Raw genomic sequence first — 18040 nt, 5'->3', positions numbered from 1 at the left:
GCGGCTCCGGGTGGGGTTCGGGCGGTTCGCCCGGAAGGGCTGCTCTTCTAGATCATTTGATGCCAGACTCCGACTGTGGTCAAGGGCGTCGCGATCGAGATCCACCCCCTGCGCGGGAGCGCCGGGCCCGCGGGCTGGGCGGGCTTCGCGCGGTCGGCGGACCTCGGGCCGCTCTGGGCGCACGAGGTGCTGCGCGGCCTGGCCGAGCCGCCGGGCGCGCCGCTGCTGCTCGCGGTGGCGCGCGACGGCGACGGGATCTGCGCGGCGCTCTGCGGCGCCCCGGCGCGGACCGTCCCGTTCGGGCCGACCGTGCTGGACGTCCGGCTGCCGGGCCAGGCGCACGGCCCCGCGTGGCGCTTCGCCCCGCGCGTCCCCGACGGCCGCCGCCGCGACCTGCTGCGCGCCGCCGAGCGCGCCGCCGTCCGCTCCCTCGGGCCGCGCTGCGCCGGCGCGGCGTACCGGCACGTCACCGGCGGGGCGCTGCCGCTCGTCGCGCGGCGGGGCGCCCGCGTCCGGCGGTCGCTGGACGCGGCGGCGATGCGGCTGCCGGGCTCGGCCGAGGAGTGGCTGGCGTCGCTGCGCAAGAGCCGCCGCACCGACCTGCGCCGCCAGGTCCGCCTGGTCGACGCCGACGCGGGCCTGAAGGTGGAGGCCGGCGCCGCGCGCACCGACCTCGACCCGGACCTGCTCGCCGCCCTGCACCATCGGCACTCGGGCCGGCGCGCGTCCCGGCTGGACCCGCGCGCGCCGCTGCCCGCCGCCTACTTCGCGGCGCTCTGCGGCCGCGAGGACGTCGTCACGGTCTCCTACCGCGAGGCGCCCTCCGGGCGGCTGCTGGCGTTCGGCGTGCTGGTGGACCACGCGGCGGCGCCGCAGAGCACGGCGTGGGCGAGCCTGGCCCCCGAGGAGGGCGGCCGCAAGCACCTGTACTTCGACCACTTCGTCCGCCTGATGCGGCACGTGACGCGGCACGCGGGCGCCGAGTTCGGCGCCGGGCAGGGGATGGCCGAGGTCAAGGCGTCCCTGGGGTTCGCGCCGGTGCCGATGTGGACGGTCCTCGCGCCGCGCCTGCCGGGGCGCCGATGACCTTCGAGGCGATCGTCGTGGACCCCCGCCGCGAGCCGGTGCCGGCCGGGTGGGCGGCGCTCGCGCGCGCGGCGGGCCTGCCCGCGACCTGGGACGCCGACGTGCTCGCCGCGCTCGCCTGGTGCGAGCGGCACCGCCGCCTGCTGGCGGTCGTCGCCGACGCCGGGGGCGCGCCGTGCGCGCTGTTCGCCGCCCGGCACGTCGCGCCCGCGCTGCGGCGCGGCTACGGCGGGAGCCGCCTGCCGGGCCTGCTGGAGTGCCACCTGCCGCCCGCGATCACCCAGCCCGGCCACGCGTTCCACCCCGACCTGGACGCCGCCGGGCGCGCCGAGGCCGTCCGGGTGTTCGAGCGCGCCGCCGCCCGCCGCCTCGGAGCGCGCGCGGCGGGCGTCGTCTACCGGCAGGTCGGCGCGGACGACCTGCCGGCGTTCCGCGGGCTCGGCCGGCTGGTCCGCCCGGCGCTGCCCGAGGCCGTCGTCGACAACGTCTGGGACGGGTTCGACGGCTACCTGCGCCACCTGCCGCGCCGCGACCGCCGCAACCTGCAGCGCATCCTGCGCCTGGTCGACCGCTCCCCCGACGTGGCCGCCGCCGTCGAGGACCGCCTCGACGGCGCCGAGGCCGCGCGCCTGCTGCACAACGTCCAGGTGCGGCACTCCACCGCGCGCCGCGCCCCCGCCCCCTTCCCGGCGGTCTACCACGACCTGCTGGGCGGCCGGCCGGGCGTCCGCTACTTCACCTACCGCTCCCCCGCCGGCGCCCTGCTCGCCTACGGGCTGCTGGTGGACGACGGCCGCACGATGAGCTGCCAGGGCTGGGGCGCGCTGGACGGCGCCGACGGCGGCCGCGACAACCTGTACTTCGACCACTTCCTGCGGCAGATCGCCCATCTCATCGAGCAGCGGCGCGGCCGGCTGATCCTGGGGAAGACCATGACGGAGCTGAAGGAGCGGTTCGGGGCGCGCAACGTCCCGCTGTACGGCGCGGCGGCCCTGCGGGGCGCCCGGTGATCGGGCGGCGCCGCGCCGCCGAGCCGGTGACCGAGTGCCCCCAGTGCGGGCGCGACGGCGCCGACGTGCTGCGCCGCACGGCGCGGCGGGTCCGGCGCTCGTGCCGGGCGTGCGGCGCGGTGACCGTCACGGCGGCGTCCTGGACGGGCCGCCCCCGGATCGCGGCCGGCGCCCCCGCCGACCCGCTCGCCGCGTACATGCCCGCCGCGATGGCGCGCTGGCTGCGCGAGCGCCCCGGCGGCGCGGACCTGCCGGCCGCGCCCGGCCGCACCGACCTGGTGGAGTGGTACAGCCGGTTCGACGACCTGCTCGTCCGGGCCCGCACGTCCCCGGAAATCCGGGCGCGCTACGAGGAGCTGGCGGGCGACGGCGACCCGCTGCGCGACCTGCGGCCGGCCGCCAAGGCCCCCAAGTTCACCAAGGTGATCGGCGCGGTGAACGCCGCCTGCTTCGACGCCGGCGCCGCCGCGGCGCGGCTGCTGCCGCCGGGCGCGGGCGAGGCCGAGCGGGCGGTGACGGTCGAGCGGGCGCGCGGCGCGCTCGCCTGGCTGGCGGGACCGGGCGCCGCGCACGCCTGGATCTCCGGCTCCGCGCCCGAGCCCGCCCGCGCCGACGTCGAGGGGCTGCTCGCCGCGCCCGACCTGGCGCTGGCGGTGCGCGGGCCGGGATCGGGAGTGCTCTGCGCGGCGCTGTTCGGCGTGGCGAAGGGACCGAACGCCGGCGGCGTCATCGCGCTGTTCACCGAGCCGACCGTGCGGGCGGCGCTGCGCGCCTACCTGGACGCCGGCGAGCGCCCGCTGCTGGAGGAACTGCGCGAACGGCTGAAAACCGAATCGTGAATTGACCATCCGCGGATGATCACTCGTGATGGCCCACGGGAACGTTCCATCGCCCTTTCCCGAGGTGCCGGAGTCCGATGAAAGGCCGTTCAGGCTAGCCGCCTTTGGAACGCTCTTCAATACCTGAACGCTCGCTGAACATGCCACGAAAACCCTTGCCCCATGGGCGATCCTTGCCAGCCGACCCCCCTTCCGGCACATCTTGAAAAGGTTTTCCGGACGGTTGTTTTCGCGCACGCAACTCGCTCTGGTTGGACCTAATTAGAGGTGCTAGCGTCCCGATCCGACGTTCCCAGTTCCCCGTGCGGTGATCCCGCCCGGGTTTTCCAGCTCCCGGCCCGAAGCCCCGTCACCGCGGGGTTCGGGCATGCCCGGAAAGGTTGCGCGCCGATGTCCGGTCCGGTCTTCATCACAGGGGTGGCGGGTTTTCTCGGCAGCCATCTCGCCGACGCCCTGATCGCCGAAGGTCACTCCGTCCGCGGGATCGACAACCTGAGCGGCGGCTACAAGGACAACGTCCCGGACGGCGTGGAGTTCCGCGACGCCGACTGCCGCGACGTCGCCGCCTACGCCGACCTGCTGGACGGCGTGGAGACCGTCCACAACTGCGCGGCCGCCGCCTACGAGGGCCTCAGCGTCTTCGCCCCCCACCACGTGTACGAGCACACCTGCGGGGCGACGGTCGCGGTCCTGTCGGCGGCCGCGAACGCCGGCGTCCGCCGGTTCGTGCACTGCTCGTCGATGTCGCGCTACGGCGACGGCGCCCCGCCGTTCACCGAGGACGCCCCGCCCGCGCCGCTCACGCCCTACGGCATCGCCAAGTACGCCGCCGAGCTGACGGTGCGCTCGGTCTGCGACACGCACGGCATGGAGTACAACATCGCCGTGCCGCACAACATCATCGGCCCCCGGCAGCGCTACGACGACCCCTACCGCAACGTCGCCGCCATCATGATCAACCGGATGCTGCAGGGCCGCCGCCCCGTCATCTACGGCGACGGCTCGCAGGTGCGCTGCTTCAGCTTCGTCGAGGACGTCGTGTCGTGCCTCGTCCGGCTCGGCGCCGACCCGGCGGTGACGGGCGAGGTCGTCAACGTCGGCCCCGACGAGAACCCGGTGACCGTCCTGGCGCTCGCCGAGGCCATCGCCGCGGCGATGGGCGTGCCCTGCGACCCGGTGTTCATGCCCGAGCGGCCGCTGGAGGTGCACCACGCGACCTGCTCGTCGGACAAGGCGCGCCGCCTGCTCGGCTACGCGACCCGCACGACCCTGGCCGAGGGCATCGGCCGCATGGTGGAGTGGCTGGAGCGGCGCGGCCCGCGCCCCTTCGACTACGGCATCGAGCTGGAGATCGTCAACGAGCTCACCCCCCGCACCTGGACCGACCGGCTGATATGAGCGAGATCGCCGGTACGGCGCACGACGCGGACGCCACGGGCCTCACGGTGGTGGTGCCCTGCTACAACGAGGGCGCGCAGGTGGAGACCGCGCACCGCGAGCTCACCGGCGCGCTCGCCGGGATCTCGCCGCTGGAGATCCTGTTCGTCGACGACGGCAGCCGCGACGACACCCTGGAGCGGCTCCGCCGCCTCGCCGGCGCCGACCCGCGCGTGCGGTACCTGTCGTTCACCCGCAACTTCGGGCTGGAGGCGGCGCACGCGGCCGGGTACGGCTACGCCTCCCAGCCCTGGTGCGCGCAGATCGACGCCGACCTCCAGGCGCCGCCCGGGGAGATCCTGCTGCTGCTCGCCAAGGCCGCCGAGGGCTACGACGTGGTGTTCGGGGTCCGCCGCGACCGGCGCGACCCGCTGCCGCGCCGGGCGGGCGCGGCGGTCCAGCAGTGGGCGGCGGCCCGGCTGCTCGGCATCGAGATCCCCCGCGGCGCCTCCACCTTCCGGGTCGTGCGCACCCCGGTGGCGCGGACGCTGGTCGGGCTGCGGCTCGGCTCGCCCTACTTCCTGGCGATGGTGCCGATGGCCGGGGCCCGCTACGCGACCGTCGAGACCGGCCACCGGCCCCGCACCGCGGGCCGTTCCAAGTTCAGCGCCGCCCGGCTCGCAGCGCACAGCTTCGAGCTGTTCTTCGGCTACTCCTGGCGGCCGCTGAACGCCGTCTACCTGCTGGCCGCGCTCGGCGTGCTGCTCGGCCTGCCGGCCGCCGCGCTCGGCTACGCCGGGATCGGCGCCGGCGGTCCGCTCGCGGCGACCGCCGTCGTGCTGTCCGGCCTCACCCTCGCCGCGACCGCGCTCGTCGGCCGCTACCTGCACCGGCTGATGCGCGATCTGCGGCGCTTCCGGCCGTTCTACGTCAAGGAGGCGAACGTGCCGCTCCGTCCCGAGGACACCCTGGACGGCGGGGTGCCCGGCCCGCGCCCGCCCGCCGTCCGCGCCCTGGCCGAGCGGTGAGCGGGCCGCTGCTGGTCCTCGGCGCGGCCGAGGAGCAGATCCCGCTGTACGAGGAGGCGCGCCGCCGCGGGGTGCGCACCATCGCCGTCGACCGGCGCGCCGACCGGCCCGCGATCGCGCACGCCGACGCGTTCCTGCGCGTCTCCACCCACGACCCGGACGCGATCGCCGCGGCGCTGCGGGACGAGCGCCCGGCCGGCGTCGTCGCGGCGGCGAGCGACAACGGGCTGCGCGCCTGGCACGCGCTCTGCCTGCGCTACCGCACCCCCTACGTCTACCCGGCGGCGGCGATCGGGCCGTCCACCAACAAGGCCGCCTTCCACGCGCTGGCCCGCGAGGCCGGGGCGGCCGGGTACGGCTGGACGTGCTCGCCCGACCCGGCCGTGCTCGCCGGGCGGGCCGCCGCGCTGCGCTTCCCGCTGGTGGTGAAGCCCGCCGACGGCTCGGGCAGCAAGGGCGTGCGGCGGGTCGCGGACCCGGCCGCGCTGCCCGCGGCGATCGCGCACGCCCGCGCGTTCGCCCGCGACGGCCGGGTGATCGCCGAGGAGGCCGTCGCGGGCCGCCACCTGGTCGTGGAGACCTTCCGCCGCGGCGGCGCCGCCTGCTACACCGCCGTGCTGGAGAAGGACTTCGTGCCCGGCACCGACTACGTCGTGCGGCGGCTGACCTGCCCGGCCGACCTGGACGCCGCCACCGAGGCGGCCCTCGCCGCCCTCGCCGGGCGGCTCTGCGCGGCGCTCGGCGTCGTCGACGGGCCCGCCGACTTCGACGTGGTGCTGCCGCCCGCCGGGCCGCCGGTGGTGATCGAGGTGAACGCCCGGCTCGGCGGCAACGGCATCCCCCGGCTGCTCCGCGCGGCGCTCGGCGTCGACGGCGTCGCCGCGCTCGTCGCGCTGGCGCTCGGCGAGCCCTGCGCGCCCGTCCCGACCCGCTCCCGGCACGCGCTGCTGGAGCTGGTCGGCTCCCCGCTGGACCGCGACGGCGAGCTGGCGGACGCCGCCGGCCTCTCCGCCGCCCGCGCCGTCCCCGGCGTCACCGACGCCGAGCTGTTCGCCGCGCCCGGCGACCTGGTGCGGCCCTTCGACCAGTCCGGTCACAAGATCGGCCACGTCGCGGCGGCCGGCGACACCGCCGCCGCCGCGCGAGAGGCCCTGGAGCGGGCGCTCCGGGAGCTGCGCCTGACCGTCCTGCCCCTCCCCGACAACGCTCCCGAAGGAGACCTGCATGTCCTCCACTGAGACCGCCCGCGCCGACGCGCCCCCGCGCGAGCCGGACGGTGCGGGCGGCGGTCCGCTGCCGCCGTTCCTGCGCGCCAACGCGGTGACGCTGGCGGCCGGCGCGGTCGCCGCGCTGCTCGGCGGCGTCGTCTGGTTCGCGCTGCCGCACGAGCACGACATCACCTCGCTGTGGATCTTCCTGTTCAAGCTGACGCCGTTCGCGGCGGGCGCCGTCGCGGTCGCCTGGCTGCACGTCGGCTGGGCGCGGCGGCTCCGGCTGCCGCTGGTCGCGGTCCCGGCCTGCTTCCTGGTGTTCTTCTGCTTCTTCGTGCCGCGGATCTTCTTCGTCGCGCGCAAGCCCACCGAGGAGCTGTACTACACCGTCCTCACGCTGGTGCCGTTCGTCATCCTCGCGCTCGCGCTCGCCTACCGGCTCGGCGGCGGCCCCCGCGGCACCACGCTGCGGCTGTCGGCGGCGATGCTGCTGCTCCAGCTCTCGGGCCTGGAGGACCTGGCGTTCCTGACGGTGAACCCGCAGACCGACCCCAAGTGGACGCCGATCCCCGACACCTGGACCTGGGCCGACCACATCAAGGTGTTCCTCGGCCACTACCCGAGCAAGGAGGAGGCGTACGCCTTCATCGCCGTGCACGTCCTGCTGGCGCTCGCGGTGCTGTTCGTCCCCGCGAGCGCGGTGCGGGCGGGGTGGGCGAAGGTGCGGCGCGGCCGATGACCGTCCGGGCCGGGGGCGCCCTGGAGGTGCTCGACCCGCGCCACGACCCCGAGCCGCCGTACTGGGCGGCCCTCGCCGCCGGTGCCGGCCGGCGCGCCGTCTGGTCCTACGACCTGCTGCGCGTCGCCGCCTGGACGGCCCGCCGGCCGCTGCTGCTGACGGTCGTGCGCGACGACGGGGGCGCGCCCGCCGCCGTCGTCTGCACGACCCTCGCCGGGCTCGCGGCCCGCGGCTACGCCGCCACCGGCGTCCCGCGCCTCGGCCTGCCGACGGTGCAGGTGCCGGGCAGCCCGGCCGAGCGCGGCTGGTGGTTCGCCGGCTCCCGCGCCCCGGCGGAGCGCCGCGCCCTGCTGCGCCGCTACGTGCGCGGCACCCGCGCCCTGTTCGGGGCCGGGCGGCCGGGCGTGCTCTGGCTGCGGGCCGGGGCCGCCGACCTGCCGGCGGTGCCGGGCGGCCTCCGGCTGGTCCGGCCGCTGCACCCGGTGGCGCGGCTCGCGGCGCCGTGGGAGGACGTGGACGGCTGGTACGCCGCCCTCCCCCGCTCGCGGCGCGCCGACCTGCGGCGGCAGCGGCGCGGCCTGTCCCACCTGGATTGCCGTGTCGGGCCCGCCGCCGCGCTGACGACCGGGGCGGAGGCCGCCGCTCTCCTGTGGGGCAACGAGGACAAGTACCGGGCCGGTCGGTTCCCCGCCCCGCCGCTCGCGCTGCCCTACCTGGAGGCGCTGGTGCGGCGGCCCGACGTCCTCGCCGTCACCTACCGCGACGCCCGCGAGCGGCTCGCCGGCGTCGGGCTCGTGCTGGACCACCCGCGGTGGCCGCTGTACTGGCGGTGGGGGGCACTGCCCGCCCGGCACCTGTACTTCGATGCCTACACGCGGCTGCTGGAATGGGCGATCGGCGCGGGCCGGGCCGGGCTCGTCCTCGGCAAGGGCAAGCCGGAGCTGAAGGCGTCCCTCGGCGCCGAGCTCGTCCCCTCCTACGCGATCGCGACGGCGCTGTGACCGGCGCGGGCGGCCCCGCGACGGTCCACGCGGCGGTCCGCGGGGCGCTCGCGCGCCCGGCGGTGCGGTGGATGGCGCCGCTGCTGGCGGGCCGGGCCGCGTTCCGGGTGGTGCTGTACCTGTCGGGGCCGCTGCTGCTCCTGGCCTGGGGGCGCGGCGCCTTCAACGGGTACGCCGCCGCCGTCGGCTCGGTGACGTGGCTCACCGTGCTGGTGCAGGCGGGGCCGGAGAAGGCCGTCCTGAAGCTGGTGCCCCGCTCCCGGCGCACGCGCGGCGACCTGCTGCGGCCGCTGCGCGCGATGGTGGCGTGGCTGCCGGTCCCGGCGGCCCTCGCGACCCTCGCCGCGCTCGCGGCGGCCCCGTCGGCGACCGCGACGCTGTACCTGGCGGCGGCCGCGTTCCAGGTCGCGATCGGCTGCACGCTGCTCGGCACCGCGCTGCACCGCTCGCTCGGCCGGTCCCGGCCCGACCTCGCCGCCTACGCGGTGCTGACGGCCGGCATCGCCGCCGCGACCGGCCTCGCCCTCCTCTGGACGCCGGCGCCGCAGCTCTACCTCGCGGGGCTGATGGGCGTCTGCATGCTGGTGAACGTCGTGCTGGTGCGGGCGCTGCCGGTCCCGCGCCCGGCGGGGCGGCGCGGCGTCCGCGGGCTGCTCGCCGGGACGGTCCTGCTGATGGGCGCCCCCGAGGTCATGACCAACGCCGCGACGAGCCTGCTCTACGTGGAGCTCGCGCTCGGCCCGCACGCCGGGCAGAGCGGCCGCCTCTACCTGGTGCTGACGGTCTGGTCGCTGGTGATCGTGACCGGCTACTTCGTGCAGCGGATGCTGCAGCCCGCCGCGTCGGCGCGGCTGAGCGGCGAGGGCGCGGCGGCCGGGCAGGCGCGGGCCCGCCGGATCGCCTGGTCGGTCCTCGCGGCCAGCGCGGCGTGGCTCGCCGCCGCGGGCGCCGTCCTCGCCGCGCTCGGCCCGCACCGGGCGGCGTCGGTCCCGGTGCTGGCGGTCCTGCTGCTCAGCCGCGCCCCGCTCTACCTGCTCATGGCCTACGCCGCCTACCTGCTGGAGAACACCGGCGGACGGGACCTGCGGACCAGCGCGGCGGGCGGCGCCGCCGGCCTCGCCGCGGTCGTGCTGGCCGGGGCGGCCGCGGTGCCGCTCTGGGGCGCGGCGGGCGCGGTGTACGCGCTCGGGGCCAAGGACCTGGTGCTCGGGGCCGTCGTCGCCGCCCGCACCGGCCGCCGCCCCTGAGCGGGGTCAGCGGTTGCGGGACCGCATGTTGCGCACGCTCTTGCTCGTCTCGTACCCGCTCTGGTCGTCGTCGCTCACGTCGTCGCGGTCGGTGAACATCGCGACGAACGCCACCAGCAGGCCGACCCCGCCGATCCAGGGCGCCCGCCAGTAGAAGCTGAGGCCGATGCAGACCGCAGCGACAGCGAGCAGGAACAGGAGCTTCACGTCGCACCCCTCGACCGCGAGCGGACGGCCGCCCGTCGGCCGTCCGAAGAACTAGAACACGTTCCCATTGCGGAGTCAACGAGTAATGGAGGACTTACCGACCCCGCTCCCCGCATCCTGGCACGCCGCGGCCCGCCGCGGGAAGACTCCCGGGCGGGCCGCACGCGCACGCGCCGCTACTTGCGCTTGCCGCGCTTCTCGCGGATCTTCATGGTGATGTCCAGGGGCGTGCCCTCGAAGCCGAACTCCTCGCGCAGCCGCCGCTCGATGAAGCGCCGGTAGCCCTCCTCCAGGAACCCCGAGGTGAACAGCACGAACCGGGGCGGCCGCACGCCCGCCTGGGTGGCGAACAGGACGCGCGGCTGCTTGCCGCCGCGGATCGGGTGCGGGTGCGAGCTCACCAGGTCGGCGAAGAACTGGTTCAGCTTGGACGTCGGCACCCGGGTGCCCCAGCCCTCCAGCGCCGTCTCGATCGCCGGGACGAGCTTCTCCATGTGCCGGCCGGTGCGGGCGGAGATGTTCGCCCGCGGCGCCCAGCGGGCGTTGTGCAGCTGCCGGTCGATCTCGCGCTCCAGGTAGTGGCGGCGCTCCTCGTCCAGCAGGTCCCACTTGTTGTAGGCGATGACCAGGGCGCGGCCCGAGTCCACCACCATGGAGATGATCCGCAGGTCCTGCTCGGCGAGCGGCTCGTCGGCGTCGACCAGCACCACCGCGACCTCGGCGCGCTCCAGCGCCGACTGCGTGCGCAGCGTGGCGTAGAAGTCGGCGCCCTGGTTCTCGCGGTGGCGGCGGCGGATGCCGGCGGTGTCGATGAACCGCCACACCTTGCCGCCGAGCACGATCTCCTCGTCGATCGGGTCGCGGGTGGTGCCCGCCACCGCGTCGACGACGGCCCGGTTCTCCCCCGCCAGCTTGTTCAGCAGGCTGGACTTGCCGACGTTCGGGCGGCCGAGCAGCGCGACCCGGCGCGGCCCGGCGGCGACGCCGAAGGTCTCCGGCGGCGCCTCGGCGGGCAGCGCCTCCAGGACCGCGTCCAGCAGGTCGCCGCTGGAGCGGCCGTGCAGCGCGCTCACCGGGTGCGGCTCGCCGATGCCGAGGCCCCACAGGACGGCGGCGTCGGCCTCGGCGGCGATGTCGTCGACCTTGTTGGCGACCAGCACCACCGGCTTGCCGGACCGGCGCAGGATCTCCACCACGGCCTCGTCCACGTCGGTGGCGCCGACGGTGGCGTCCACCACGAACATCACCACGTCGGCGAGGTCCACCGCGAGGCGGGCCTGCTCGGCGATGGCGGCGGCGAGGCCGGTCTCGTCGGGCAGCCAGCCGCCGGTGTCCACCACGGTGAAGCGGCGGCCGCTCCAGGTCGCGTCGTAGGCGACCCGGTCGCGGGTCACCCCCGGCACGTCCTCCACGACCGCCTCGCGGCGGCCGATGATCCGGTTGACCAGGGTCGACTTGCCGACGTTCGGCCGGCCGACGACCGCCACGACCGGCGCGGGCGGCAGCTCCGCCTCGTCCTCGGGTCCGGTGTCCAGATCGATGTCCAGGCCCGCCTCGGCGGCCTCCTGGTAGTCGTATTCGCTCACGATGCATCCCCCGCGGGGCGTAGCGGCGCCGCGCGCCGCCCCCGCTCAATCAACGTTCTTGGTGAGGCGGACGACCGCCTCGATGACCTCGGCGAGGCTGAGCTCGGTCGAGTCGATCTCGTGCGCGTCCGCCGCCTTCGCCAGCGGGGACGCCTTCCGGGAGGAGTCCAGCCGGTCCCGGCGGGCCTGCTCGGCCTGCGTGACCGCGACCGAGGCGCCGGGGTCGGCGGCCAGGTCCCTGGCGCGGCGGGCCGCGCGGGCCTCCTCGCTCGCCGTCAGGTAGACCTTGACGGGCGCGTCCGGCGCGACGACGGTGCCGATGTCGCGGCCCTCGACCACGATGCCGCCCGCGCCGATCGCGGCGCGCTGCAGCTCCACCAGGCGCGCCCGCACCTCGGGCACCGCCGACACCGCGCTCACCGCGTTGGTGACGGTGCGGGTGCGGATCGGCTCGGACACGTCCGTCCCGTCCACCGCGATCGTCGGGCGGTCGGGGTCGGTGCCCGACTCCAGCACCGGCTCGGCGGCGCGGGCCGCGACGGCCGCGGCGTCCTCGACCGGGACGCCGTGCTCCAGCATCCACCACGTCATGGCGCGGTACATGGCGCCGGTGTCGAGGTAGCGGAGCCCGAGCGCGCGGGCCACGCCCTTGGACGCGCTGGACTTGCCCGACCCGGACGGGCCGTCCATGGCGATGACGAGCGACACGGGCGCTCCCTTTCAGTGACGTCTGCGGTGCTGCTGGCGCAGCGGGAATGACGGGGTGCCCCGTAGTCCCCCGCGGACCGGCCCCAACCGCCCAGGTTACCGGCACCGGGCGACCGCCGATCACGGTTCGGCCGGGGCGGGTCAGCCCGGGACCGACCAGCCGCGGGCGCGCAGCTCGGCGGTGAGGGTCTCGGCGGCCTCCGGCGCCACCGCGATCTCCAGGGCGCCGAGGTCGCGGCCCGGCGAGTGCTCGATGGTGACGTCCTCGATGTTGACCCCGGCGATCCCGGCCGCCTGGAAGATCATCGCCAGCTCGCCGGGGCGGTCGGGGATCATCACGGTGACGGTGGCGTAGGTGCGCGGCGCGCTGCCGTGCTTGCCGGGGATGCGGGCGCGCCCGGCGTTGCCGCGCAGCAGCAGGTCGGCGACGTGCACCGCGGCGCCCTCGCTGCCGTCGCGCAGCAGCGAGGCGGCCACCGCGAGGTCGGTCGCGACGGCCTCCAGGACGTCGGCGACCGGCTCGGCGTTGGCGGTGAGGATGCCGATCCAGAGGCGCGGGTCGCTCGCGGCGATCCGGGTGACGTCGCGTACGCCCTGCCCGGCCAGGCCGAGCGCGGTGCCGTCGGCGCCGGTGAGGCGGGCCGCGACGGCGGCCGACACCACGTGCGGGGCGTGCGAGACGAGCGCCACGGCCCGGTCGTGCTCGTCCGGCGCCACCGTGGCGGGCTCGGCGCCGCAGGCCCGGACGAGCGCGGTGACGGCCGCCAGGGCGTCCTCGCCGGTGCCGGGCGTCGGGCAGAGCGCCCAGGGGCGGCCGAGGAACAGGTCGGCGCGGGCCGCGGCCGGCCCGGACCGCTCGCGCCCGGCCAGCGGGTGGCCGGCGACGAAGCGGGTGAGGTCGCAGCCGAGCTCGGCGGCCTGCGCGATCGGCAGCGCCTTCACCGACGCGACGTCGGTGTAGGCGGTGGCGAGGCCGCGCTTCTGGGCGTCCAGCAGGGTGACCGCGACGGCGGCGGGCGGGACGGCGAGCACCGCGAGGTCGGCGGGCCCGTCCAGGGCGCCGTCCGGGAGGGCGGTGCCGGCGCCGAGCTCCACGGCGACGGCGAGGGCGGCCCGGTCGCGGTCGGTGAGCAGCACCTCGGCGCCGCGCTCGCGCAGCGCCAGCGCGATCGACGTCCCGATCAGCCCGGTACCGACGACGATCACGCGTGCGGGGACGCCCTGTTCAGCCACCCGACCAGGGTAGCGGCCCGCGCGGGACACCGATCACCGCGCGGGCCGCGCCCGCGTCATCGCGCCCGCGTCACTGCGCGATGTCGAGCCGCAGCGCGGTCGCGCCGCGCAGGTAGACGTGCTGGACCTCGGCGCGCGGGCGGTCCGTCGCGACGTGCGCCATGAGCCGGATCACCCGCGGCAGCGCGTGCGGGACGGCGATCTCCGACGCGCAGATCAGCGGGACCTCGTGAAAGCCGAGCTTGCGGGCGGCGAGCGCGGGGAACTCCGCGGTGAGGTCGGGCGTCGCGGTGAAGATCACGCTGATCACGTCGTCGGTGGTCAGCGCGTTGCGCGCCAGCACCGCCGCCACCAGCTCGGTCGTCGCCTCCAGGATCTGGTCCCGGTCGTCGGCCTCGACCTGCGTCGCGCCCCGAACCGCCCGTACCGCCACGCTCGTCCTCCTCGCGTCCCGCGGGCGCCGCCCGCGCCCTCCGCCTACGGCTGCCGCCGCCTACATCCCGACGGCCTTGTACAGCTCGCCGACCTCCCGGGTGGTGAGCGCGCGGATGCCGCCGGGGCTCAGCTGGCCCAGCTTGATCGGCCCGAACTCTACGCGGGCGAGCTGCTGGACCGGGAACCCGACCTCCTTCAGCAGCCGCCGCACGATGTGCTTGCGGCCCTCGTGCAGGGTGATCTCGACCAGCACCCGCCGGCCCGCCTGGTCGAAGATGCGGAACCGGTCGGCCTTGGCCGGGCCGTCCTCCAGCATGACGCCCTGGCGGAGCCGCTTGCCGAGGTCGCGGGGGATCGGGCCGTGCACCTCGGCGAGGTAGACCTTGTCGACGCCGAAGCTCGGGTGGGTGAGCCGGTGCGCGAGCTCGCCGTCGTTGGTGAGCAGGATGAGGCCCTCGGTGTCGGTGTCCAGGCGGCCGACGTGGAACAGCCGCTCGGGCACCTCGACGTAGTCGGCGAGGGACTTGCGGCCCCGCTCGTCGGACATGGTGGACACCACGCCGCGCGGCTTGTTGATCATGTAGTAGCGCATCTCGGCGCGGGTCTCCACCCGGGCGCCGTCGACGTGGATGACGGCGGTCCGCGGGTCGACGCGCTCGCCGAACCGGAACACCTTCTTGCCGTCGACGGTGACCCGGCCCTCGCCGATCAGTTCCTCGCAGTGGCGGCGGCTGCCGATCCCGGCGTCCGCCAGGACCTTCTGCAGGCGTACGCCTTCGTTCTCGCTCACGTTCCCTCGATGATGTCGTCGGGCAGGTCGTCGGGCAGGAAGGGGGCCAGCTCGGGCAGCTCGTCCAGCGAGCGCAGCCCGAGCCGTTCCAGGAAGTAGCCCGTCGTGCGGTACAGGTGCGCCTGGGTCTCGGTGTCCTGCCCGGCCTCCTCGATGAGGCCGCGCAGGGTCAGGGTGCGCATCACGCCGTCGCTGTTGACGCCGCGCACCGCCGAGACGCGCGCGCGGCTCACCGGCTGCCGGTAGGCGACCACCGCGAGGGTCTCCAGGGCGGCCTGGGTGAGCCGGGCCTGCTGGCCGTCGGTGACGAAGCGCTCCACGACCGGCGCGCAGACGTCCCGGGTGTAGAACCGCCAGCCGCCGGCCGCCTCCCTCAGGTCGAACCCGCGGCCCTGCGCGGTGTATTCCGCGCTGAGCTCGCGGAGCGTCGCGGCGATCTCGTGGCGGGGCCGCTCCAGCAGCTGGGCGAGGGTGATCTCGCCCACCGGCTCGTCCACCACCAGCAGGATCGCCTCGACGGACGCGCGCAGCCCCGGCAGGGCGGCGTCCGGCGGTGCCCCGGCAGGGGCGGCCCCGTCCGGGGCGGGGGTCTCGGTCATGCGCCCTTCTCGTCGTCGGTGGGCCGCGCGGGCGCGCCCTCGTAGTCGTCGCCGACGCTGACGTCGCCCTCGTCGGTCCCGGTCCAGGTGATGCCGAGCACGCCGAGCGGCTCGGGCTGGTCGAAGGCGACGGCCCTCTCCCGGTACAGCTCCAGCAGGGCCAGGAAGCGGGCCACCACCTCGAAGGTGCCGGCGGCGTCCTCGACCAGCACGCCGAAGGTGGTCTCCCGCAGCTCGCGCAGCCGGGCGACCACGATCTCGGCCTGCTCCTTGACGCTCGCCTTCGGCTGGTACATGTGCTCGACCGACACCGACGGCGGCGCCTTCGGCGCCATCGCCTTGGCGGCCAGCTCGGCGAACCGGTCCGGCCCGATGCCGAGCAGCACCTCCGGCAGCAGGTTCGCGAACCGCGGCTCCATCGGCACGAGCCGCGGGAACCTGCGGCCCTGCTCGGCCATCATGCCCGCCAGCACCTGCGCGACGTCCTTGTAGGCGCGGTACTGCAGCAGCCGCGCGAACAGCAGGTCGCGGGCCTCCAGCAGCGCCAGGTCCTCCTCGTCGTCCACCTCGCCGGACGGCAGCAGCCGCGCGGCCTTCAGGTCGAGCAGGGTGGCGGCGACGAGCAGGAAGTGCGTCGTCTGGTCGAGGTCCCACTCCTTGCCGTGCGCGTTGATGTGCGCCAGGAAGTCGTCGGTGACCTTGTGCAGCGACACCTCGGTGATGTCGAGCTTGTGCTTGGAGATGAGGCCGAGCAGCAGGTCGAAGGGGCCCTCGAAGTTCTCCAGGTGCACCTGGAAGCCCTGGTGCTGCTGTTCGGCGTCCGGCTCCTGCACGGATGCGGCTGGTGGGGTCACGAGAGAGAACGGTAACCGAAGCGGCCGCGCGGACCGGCATCGAAGCGCGAACCGGCGCCCCGTCCGGCCGCGGACGGGGCGCCCGGCGGCCCGGCTACTCGACGAGCTTCCAGCGCTCCAGGACCTCGCGGGCGAGGCCCCGGTAGGCGTTGGCGCCCATCGAGGTGGGGTCGAAGTAGGTGATCGGCTCGCCGGCGACGGTGGCGTCGGGGAACCGCACCGTCCGGTTGATCACGGTGTGGAAGACCTTGTCGCCGAACGCCTCGACGATGCGGCCGAGCACCTCGCGGGTGTGCAGGGTGCGCGAGTCGTACATGGTGCCGAGGACGCCGTCGATGACCAGGTCCGGGTTGATCCGGGCCTGCACCTTGTCGATCGTCTCCATCAGCAGCGCGACGCCGCGCATGGCGAAGTACTCGCACTCCAGCGGGATCAGCACGCCGGCGCTCGCGGCGAGCGCGTTGATGGTGAGCAGGCCGAGGGAGGGCTGGCAGTCGATGAGGATGTAGTCGTAGTGCGGGATCGCCGACTTCAGCGACCCGGCGAGGATGTACTCGCGGCCGACCTCGTGGACGAGCTGCACTTCGGCGCCCGACAGGTCGATGTTGCTCGGCAGCAGGTCCATGCCGTCGACACCGGTCTCGATGACGACGTCCTCCCACTCGGTGTCGTGCTCGAGCAGCAGGTTGTGGATCGTGACGTCGAGCTGGCGCGGGTCGCCCTTGCCGAGGCCGACCGACAGGGCGCCCTGGGGGTCGAAGTCGACGAGCAGGACGCGGCGCCCGTACTCGGCGAGCGCGGCGCCGAGGTTGATGGTCGTCGTCGTCTTGCCGACGCCGCCCTTCTGGTTGCAGATCGACACGATCCGCGCGGGACCGTGCTCGGCGAGCGGTTCCGGGGTCGGGAACACCGGCACGGGTCGCTGAGTGGGCCCGAGCGCTCGGCTCGGGTCGGTCTCTATGGTCGCGGAGGCGAGGCCCTCCGGAGCCTGTGTGCTGGTCACCCGATCCCTCCCCGGCAGCCCGAAAATGCCACCCGAATCACTGGGACTCTATGGCTTGACCCTCATCGTCTCAAGCCGACGCGCGTCGATAGTCGGGATTTGTCACCGGCGGGCACGGCCCCGCTGATCAGCCCCGGGCACGCGGATGGGAGGTCGCGTAGACCTCGCGCAGCAATTGCACCGTGACCAAAGTGTAGACCTGTGTCGTGGTCACCGAGGCGTGTCCGAGCAATTCCTGGACGACCCGTACATCGGCCCCGCCGTCGAGCAGATGTGTCGCGAACGAATGCCGCAATGTATGGGGGGACACATCGGTCAGACCGGCGCGTCCGGCGGCGGCGTGCAGCACCATCCAGGCGCCCTGCCGCGACAGCCGGCCGCCGCGGGCGTTGAGGAACAGCGCGGGCCCGCCGCGCCCGCCCTTGGTCAGCTCGGGCCGCGCCCGCACGGTGTAGGACTCGACGGCGCGGCGGGCGTAGTCGCCCATCGGCACGACGCGGGTCTTGCCGCCCTTGCCCGCGACGCGCGCGAAGCCCTCGTCCAGGTCCAGGTCGTCCAGGTCGAGGCCGACCGCCTCGGAGATCCGCGCGCCCGACCCGTACAGCAGCTCCAGCAGGGCGCGGTCGCGGAGGCCGCGCGCGGTGCCGGGGTCGCCGGCGGCGTTCAGCAGGCGCTCGACGTCGCCGACGGAGATCGCCTTGGGCAGCCGGCGCGGCGGGGTGGGCGGCTTGACGTCGCGGGCCGGGTCGGCGGCGGCGAGTCCCTCGCGGAGCGCGAAGCGGTGCAGGCCGCGGACGGCGACGACGGCGCGGGCGGCGGACCCGGCGGCGAGCGGCGGGTGCTCGGCGTCGCCCTCGCGGAGCCCGACGAGGAAGGCCCGCACGTCGTCCTCGCCGACCTCGCCGATCGCGTCCCGGCCGCGAGCGGCGAGCACCTCGGTGTAGCGGCGCAGGTCGCGCCGGTAGGACGACAGGGTGTTGGCGGCGAGGCCGCGCTCGACGGCCAGGTGCCCGAGGTAGGTGCGCACGGCGGCCTCCAGCCCGGCCGCGCCCGCGCCGGGGTCCGCGCCCGCGCTCACGGACGTGCT

Annotated in this window: 19 protein-coding genes; 9 read left to right on the top strand and 10 right to left on the bottom strand. The window is 75.6% G+C overall.

The features are described 5' to 3' along the window. Nucleotides 1–75: 75 nt before the first annotated feature. The 9 genes from K1Y72_RS02245 to K1Y72_RS02205 all read left to right on the top strand — a co-directional run bounded on the left by K1Y72_RS02245 (nucleotide 76) and on the right by K1Y72_RS02205 (nucleotide 9538). Nucleotides 76–1086: a GNAT family N-acetyltransferase gene (locus K1Y72_RS02245; protein ID WP_220162655.1), complete on the top strand. Its 1011-nt coding sequence runs from the start codon at nucleotides 76–78 to the stop codon at nucleotides 1084–1086. Further along, nucleotides 1083–2096 carry a hypothetical protein gene (locus tag K1Y72_RS02240; RefSeq protein ID WP_220162653.1) on the top strand — a complete coding sequence of 338 codons (1014 nt, stop codon included), beginning with the start codon at nucleotides 1083–1085 and terminating at the stop codon, nucleotides 2094–2096. Before K1Y72_RS02245 ends, K1Y72_RS02240 begins: the two co-directional genes overlap by 4 nt. Next, nucleotides 2093–2935: a hypothetical protein gene (locus K1Y72_RS02235; RefSeq protein WP_220162650.1), complete on the top strand. Its 843-nt coding sequence runs from the start codon at nucleotides 2093–2095 to the stop codon at nucleotides 2933–2935. Before K1Y72_RS02240 ends, K1Y72_RS02235 begins: the two co-directional genes overlap by 4 nt. A gap of 390 nt (nucleotides 2936–3325) precedes the next feature. Then, nucleotides 3326–4333, top strand: coding sequence for an NAD-dependent epimerase/dehydratase family protein (locus K1Y72_RS02230; protein WP_220162648.1), 1008 nt, complete (start codon nucleotides 3326–3328; stop codon nucleotides 4331–4333). Then, nucleotides 4330–5340: a glycosyltransferase gene (locus K1Y72_RS02225; protein ID WP_258571747.1), complete on the top strand. Its 1011-nt coding sequence runs from the start codon at nucleotides 4330–4332 to the stop codon at nucleotides 5338–5340. The genes K1Y72_RS02230 and K1Y72_RS02225 overlap by 4 nt, the downstream gene beginning before the upstream one ends. After that, the gene (locus K1Y72_RS02220) at nucleotides 5337–6578 is read left to right on the top strand and encodes an ATP-grasp domain-containing protein (protein WP_220162646.1); all 1242 of its coding nucleotides are present in this window, start codon (nucleotides 5337–5339) and stop codon (nucleotides 6576–6578) included. The genes K1Y72_RS02225 and K1Y72_RS02220 overlap by 4 nt, the downstream gene beginning before the upstream one ends. Beyond that, nucleotides 6565–7290, top strand: coding sequence for a hypothetical protein (locus K1Y72_RS02215; protein WP_220162645.1), 726 nt, complete (start codon nucleotides 6565–6567; stop codon nucleotides 7288–7290). The genes K1Y72_RS02220 and K1Y72_RS02215 overlap by 14 nt, the downstream gene beginning before the upstream one ends. Next, a complete protein-coding gene (locus K1Y72_RS02210) occupies nucleotides 7287–8291 on the top strand; it encodes a hypothetical protein (RefSeq protein WP_220162643.1) in 1005 nt (334 codons plus the stop codon). Before K1Y72_RS02215 ends, K1Y72_RS02210 begins: the two co-directional genes overlap by 4 nt. Next, complete coding sequence (locus K1Y72_RS02205) at nucleotides 8288–9538, top strand: hypothetical protein (protein ID WP_220162642.1); 1251 nt, start codon at nucleotides 8288–8290, stop codon at nucleotides 9536–9538. The genes K1Y72_RS02210 and K1Y72_RS02205 overlap by 4 nt, the downstream gene beginning before the upstream one ends. A gap of 6 nt (nucleotides 9539–9544) precedes the next feature. Here the strand turns inward: K1Y72_RS02205 and K1Y72_RS02200 are convergent, their stop codons facing one another. The 10 genes from K1Y72_RS02200 to xerD all read right to left on the bottom strand — a co-directional run bounded on the left by K1Y72_RS02200 (nucleotide 9545) and on the right by xerD (nucleotide 18031). After that, on the bottom strand, nucleotides 9545–9745 hold the full coding sequence (locus K1Y72_RS02200; RefSeq protein WP_220162641.1) for a hypothetical protein: 201 nt from the start codon (nucleotides 9743–9745) through the stop codon (nucleotides 9545–9547). Between the two features lie 176 nt (nucleotides 9746–9921). Further along, a complete protein-coding gene (der, locus tag K1Y72_RS02195; RefSeq protein ID WP_372452812.1) occupies nucleotides 9922–11331 on the bottom strand; it encodes a ribosome biogenesis GTPase Der in 1410 nt (469 codons plus the stop codon). Between the two features lie 45 nt (nucleotides 11332–11376). Then, a complete protein-coding gene (gene cmk / locus K1Y72_RS02190) occupies nucleotides 11377–12039 on the bottom strand; it encodes a (d)CMP kinase (protein ID WP_308286840.1) in 663 nt (220 codons plus the stop codon). Between the two features lie 141 nt (nucleotides 12040–12180). After that, nucleotides 12181–13272 carry a prephenate dehydrogenase gene (locus K1Y72_RS02185; RefSeq protein ID WP_220162640.1) on the bottom strand — a complete coding sequence of 364 codons (1092 nt, stop codon included), beginning with the start codon at nucleotides 13270–13272 and terminating at the stop codon, nucleotides 12181–12183. Nucleotides 13273–13342: 70 nt separating this feature from the next. Then, on the bottom strand, nucleotides 13343–13705 hold the full coding sequence (gene aroH / locus K1Y72_RS02180; RefSeq protein ID WP_220162639.1) for a chorismate mutase: 363 nt from the start codon (nucleotides 13703–13705) through the stop codon (nucleotides 13343–13345). Between the two features lie 60 nt (nucleotides 13706–13765). Continuing rightward, nucleotides 13766–14497, bottom strand: a complete 732-nt coding sequence (locus K1Y72_RS02175) for a pseudouridine synthase (RefSeq protein WP_220162638.1) — start codon at nucleotides 14495–14497, stop codon at nucleotides 13766–13768. Next, nucleotides 14494–15096, bottom strand: a complete 603-nt coding sequence (gene scpB / locus K1Y72_RS02170; protein WP_220162637.1) for an SMC-Scp complex subunit ScpB — start codon at nucleotides 15094–15096, stop codon at nucleotides 14494–14496. The genes K1Y72_RS02175 and scpB overlap by 4 nt, the downstream gene beginning before the upstream one ends. Continuing rightward, entirely contained in the window at nucleotides 15093–15950 is an 858-nt protein-coding gene (locus tag K1Y72_RS02165) for a segregation and condensation protein A (protein WP_220162636.1), read from the bottom strand. Before K1Y72_RS02165 ends, scpB begins: the two co-directional genes overlap by 4 nt. A gap of 94 nt (nucleotides 15951–16044) precedes the next feature. Then, entirely contained in the window at nucleotides 16045–16911 is an 867-nt protein-coding gene (locus K1Y72_RS02160) for a ParA family protein (RefSeq protein ID WP_308286849.1), read from the bottom strand. Between the two features lie 169 nt (nucleotides 16912–17080). Beyond that, nucleotides 17081–18031, bottom strand: coding sequence for a site-specific tyrosine recombinase XerD (gene xerD / locus K1Y72_RS02155; RefSeq protein WP_308286839.1), 951 nt, complete (start codon nucleotides 18029–18031; stop codon nucleotides 17081–17083). Nucleotides 18032–18040: the final 9 nt, after the last annotated feature.

The sequence above is a fragment of the Actinomadura parmotrematis genome, assembly GCF_019458805.1.
In the GTDB taxonomy this organism is placed as follows: Bacteria; Actinomycetota; Actinomycetes; order Streptosporangiales; family Streptosporangiaceae; genus Spirillospora; species Spirillospora parmotrematis.
This window is presented reverse-complemented; position numbering and strand designations above follow the sequence as displayed.

Bases quoted from the DNA above. Each gene is read 5' to 3' on its own strand.
- K1Y72_RS02210 (WP_220162643.1), top strand. From the start codon at position 7,287: ATGACCGTCCGGGCCGGGGGCGCCCTGGAGGTGCTCGACCCGCGCCAC.
- K1Y72_RS02225 (WP_258571747.1), top strand. From the start codon at position 4,330: ATGAGCGAGATCGCCGGTACGGCGCACGACGCGGACGCCACGGGCCTC.
- K1Y72_RS02240 (WP_220162653.1), top strand. From the start codon at position 1,083: ATGACCTTCGAGGCGATCGTCGTGGACCCCCGCCGCGAGCCGGTGCCG.
- K1Y72_RS02230 (WP_220162648.1), top strand. From the start codon at position 3,326: ATGTCCGGTCCGGTCTTCATCACAGGGGTGGCGGGTTTTCTCGGCAGC.
- scpB (WP_220162637.1), bottom strand. From the start codon at position 15,096: ATGACCGAGACCCCCGCCCCGGACGGGGCCGCCCCTGCCGGGGCACCG.
- K1Y72_RS02215 (WP_220162645.1), top strand. From the start codon at position 6,565: ATGTCCTCCACTGAGACCGCCCGCGCCGACGCGCCCCCGCGCGAGCCG.